Source organism: Campylobacter concisus, assembly GCF_902460595.1.
In the GTDB taxonomy this organism is placed as follows: Bacteria; Campylobacterota; Campylobacteria; order Campylobacterales; family Campylobacteraceae; genus Campylobacter_A; species Campylobacter_A concisus_BL.
This window is the reverse complement of sequence record NZ_CABPVA010000015.1, coordinates 1-4188: the sequence shown is the minus strand read 5'-3', so window position 1 is coordinate 4188 and position 4188 is coordinate 1. Positions and strand designations below refer to the sequence as shown.

Sequence of the window (4188 nt, the reverse complement as noted above, 5' to 3'; positions counted from 1 at the left end):
TTATAAAAATCAAAATAAACAAAACTTCCTTTGTTATTATACTAAGTTTCTATATCCCTCTTTACAATGACACTTTTACAAGATTAATAAAAATAAGTTCAAAGTTTTTATTGATCTTGTAAAAACAAGTAGCATCTATCAGGATATAAAAACATAATCAACAACACAAATATTATCTCCTTATGAAATAAAAAATCTCCCAAAAAAACACAAAATTTGATCTTATATAAAATTTTTTCCCAAAAAAAGAAACAAACAGTACCCTCCATTTGTAAAAAAGTACTTTATAGTAAAGAAAAAGTAAAGATCATAAAATAAATCAATGTTAATATTTTTTCTTTTTTGGTGTTTTATTTTTGTGCGATTTTTTTGCTTGCAAAAAAATAATTGCACAATTATAAAAGTTCAAAAGTTATTTACTTTTGATTTACCTTATTTTTAGCCCTGGTAAAAAGAAAAGAATAAGAAGGGAAAACGCTATAAAAAATGGTCTTAAAGTGCGGTAATTTCGTGGACCGTAGCCATTTTATATTTTCCCATGCCTGGGAAAAATGGTTTTCTGTGTGGGAAAAATTTAACCACACTAGCAAAATTTTTCCCAAGAAATTATAATTAATCATAATTTTTTACAGCAATAGCAATTTTTGGGAAGTTTTTATCGCATGTGTATATAACTTCACAGCCTTCTTTATCTGCGCAAAAGTATTGCAATGCATCCTCCAAGTCGGCGTTAGAATTTTTAGAGTACTTTATAGCCTTCTTTATTGTTTCGACACCAAAGCTTGCTAGCTGCCATTTTTGAGTTATCACTTCTAGAAAGTCAAGCAATATAAGCTGTTTTTGCTTTGAATGACGTAAATTGTAATAAAGTGTGCTAATACTATCTTCACTAATAACAATGTCAGTGCCATTTCGCATTAAATTTTGCATGAGTGCAACAGCTTTTTGGTTATTTGCTCTATCAGTATCAATAATATCAATAATAATATTTAGGTCAAAAAAAACTTTCATTATTCATCCCTTTGGTTTAGTTCATCTGATTTAGCAGCCCTAAGTGACTTAGCATCGCCTTTAAAATCACCCTTAAACACTCCAACAAATTTCATAATATCAGCAATATCGCTCTCTACGCCGCTTGCTGTTTCATTTGTTGTTTCAGATTTTACCTCGATGGCTTCTGGCTTGTCCTCGGCTGGTTCCTCGTCATGTTTTTTTGATATCACGATCTCAGTCTCACTCTTATTTGCTGAATGTTGGATCTGCTTTACGCTATCAATCTGAAAATCATCAGGGGCCGCCAAAACCTTGTCAAAACCATCATAGGCTGCATCAGTTAAAATTTCTTTTGTCATCTCAAGTGTTTCGAAATTAAATGTTTTAACAGTCGTTTGCCTTAGCTGTTTGAGGTCTTTTATTGAACCTTTGCCTACGATTTGTGGATTGAGCATAAATGAGTTTTTACCTATAATATCGAATTTATCCTTGTCATTTTCACTAATTTTAAAAATTGCCTGCTTATCTTCTAACTCTTTCAGAGCACGATATACACTTGATTTTGCTAGGATCTTTCTCTCTTCAAAGTATTTGACAAAATCACTATCATATTTAAAGATGTTTTTATAATTGACGTTTTTTATCATCACTAAAAAAACCGTTCTAGCATTGTTTGAAAGATTTTCAACTAAAAAGTCTAAGTTTTCAACAAATACTTTTATAAATGCGTCTTTTGACTGTTCTTTTTGTAAAAAGCTTGTTACTATCGTTTTTACTTCACCTGTTTGGCTATCTACTATCTCTTGCGTCCGATTGTAAAGCCTGGCACTCGTAGAACGAGATTTTTCAAGGTCTATAATCTCTCTTGCCATATTTGTCCTTTTTTTCATTTTTTGACACGAATTTACATTTTTTCGCCTTATTGCCTACTTAATTTTTCCCAAAAAATGATACAAAATTTATTATATTAGAAAATTTTTTCCCAGAAAAAAATATTTTTATTTTAAAAGTATGGTTTAAATCAAAATTATAAATAATTTTTGCCATATAATTTTTTCTGTATTAGGCATATTTTGGGCTCCTTATAAATTTAACCTATTATTTATGTTTTAGTAACTTAAAATCGAAAAGTATTTTAAAGATACTTTTTCGACTCTTTAAATGACGAACTACCTCCTGAAAACATTTCTATCAGAGCTGAAGACGATGAGGACATTGAGCTACATGCACAATTTGACAACACAGACTACATCAACAGCGATATAGTTTCAGATGATGATGTGATAAGCGAAGAAGATATCCAAAATGGAACTGGTTATGAGTTTGAAAAAGAATATGCAGGCTCTGATGAAGATACAGAAGATGATATTTTTTCTGTATTATAAAAAAAATCTTTAATTTAAAAATTAATAATATATTATAATAATTTATTAAAATATATATCTAATAATCAATAATATTTATTAATAAATAATCTTTATTATTTGGGGGTCTAATGGACCCCCAAAAAAATGACCTCTTTTTTATGATTATTTTTTAAAAATTCCACGACCTAAAATTAAAAAATTCAAAAATAGATTTCTTGATAGAAATACGTTTTGAAGTGTGATTTTCTTTTTTAGTTCATCGAACTTATAAAGAATTTACTTATTTTTTTACATTTTTTTGGCAAATTCCACGACCTAAAATCAAAAAATTCAAAAATAGATTTCTTAAAATGGGTTTTTAAAAAAAAATGGAGATCGCTTGGATCTCCAAAAAAATTCTTTTATGAGGGAGTAATTATTCTTTGTTCTTTTGAATGAAAAACTTCAGTGAAGAAATATTTGAATAGGTTGTTTTTAGTTTTGGTAGCGCATAGGCTTTAAAGGTCAGATCAAAATACAAATTAATCTCTGCTTCATTGCCTAGATTATTAAAAGATTGATACTTATTTTTTTCTAACATCAATGCTAGAAGTTGTTCGTGTTTTTTAAAATGATAATAAATATTTTTTATTTTTATGACTTTTGAAATTAACAAAACTTGTTTTGTGCATCAATGGCCATATTTAATATCGCCTGGCTTCTCTTTGATATGAAATTTTCTGCTACTCGCAAGATCTCTTCATCTAGGTTATAAAATTCATGTCGCTCAAACTTAAAGTTAGATAACTTTTCAAGTCGTCCTATATGTCTTGGCATAGCAAACATCTTAGCCTGATCATCAAAATTTAACTCAAACCAGCTTATCTTATCCTCCATCAAGCTATCTATGTTTTTCAATTCTTCCTGAACTATAAAATTTAAAAAGGATAGACCATTATCAAAGATTGGTGCTGCCTTAATTAGCTTTTGGCTTTCATTATCTATTAACATGCCAAAATTACCTAAATGTCTATCTGTATTTAGTATTAAAGCATCAAAGAGCATTATGTCCTCAAATGCTTCTTTGCCATAAATTTCTTCTATTCTTTTCATCAAATTTAGTTTGTCTGACTTTATATCGCTCTTGTCTAAGCAGTAGTAAATTGGTAAATAGCCATACTTTTCACTGGTAAAAAGCTCACAAGAACTTACAATTTCTTTTTTGAAAGCGACTAGATCATAGTCTATTGCATTTAAATTTAGTGTTTTTGCGATTTGAGCCATATAATATTCACAATATGCTTCATATCCGCCTTCTGTGCTTTTTGTATTGCTGCCTTTATATAGTTCAATCTTGCCACTACTTTCATTTTTATGCCAACATTTCTTTAACATGCCATTTGTTGTTAATTCTGGAGATACAGATAGCTCTTTTAGTCTTGTTGATATACCAGTAAAGGCAACTAACGCAAGTGTTTCATTGAAAGAATTGCTATATAAATTATAATCAGACCATTTGTAGTCTTGCTCGTTTGATACCACCCAATAGCAATCATTAAGAGAAAGCCCAAAGGATATGTTGATATAGGCCATAAAATTATCTTCTCTTGTTATGCCGCTACTAGCTAGAATTTCATTAAAAAATTCTCTATTCTTTGGGATTTTTCTATTTCTAATCCAGTTCTCTAGCGATTCTTTAATGTTTTGTGAGCTCTTTTTTATTTCATATGGCACCATATCCTGGTGTAAAATTTTAACGTTGATTAGATGAGCAATCTCCTTTTCAAAACCCCTAAATATCTCTTTTTCAAAACAGACATTAAATTCCAAAACATCGACGTCTTTGTTT

The 4188-nt window shown here is 29.4% G+C and carries 3 protein-coding genes; all 3 read right to left on the bottom strand.

All coding sequences use genetic code 11. The annotated features are described in order from the left end of the window. Positions 1-612: 612 nt before the first annotated feature. Positions 613-1011, bottom strand: coding sequence for a type II toxin-antitoxin system VapC family toxin (locus F3G86_RS09950; protein WP_012000868.1), 399 nt, complete (start codon positions 1009-1011; stop codon positions 613-615). Continuing rightward, on the bottom strand, positions 1011-1865 hold the full coding sequence (locus F3G86_RS09945) for a hypothetical protein (RefSeq protein WP_149703604.1): 855 nt from the start codon (positions 1863-1865) through the stop codon (positions 1011-1013). The genes F3G86_RS09950 and F3G86_RS09945 overlap by 1 nt, the downstream gene beginning before the upstream one ends. A 1143-nt stretch (positions 1866-3008) precedes the next feature. Next, the coding region (locus F3G86_RS09940; RefSeq protein ID WP_149723762.1) for a HipA family kinase at positions 3009-4188 on the bottom strand (1180 nt) is incomplete at its 5' end.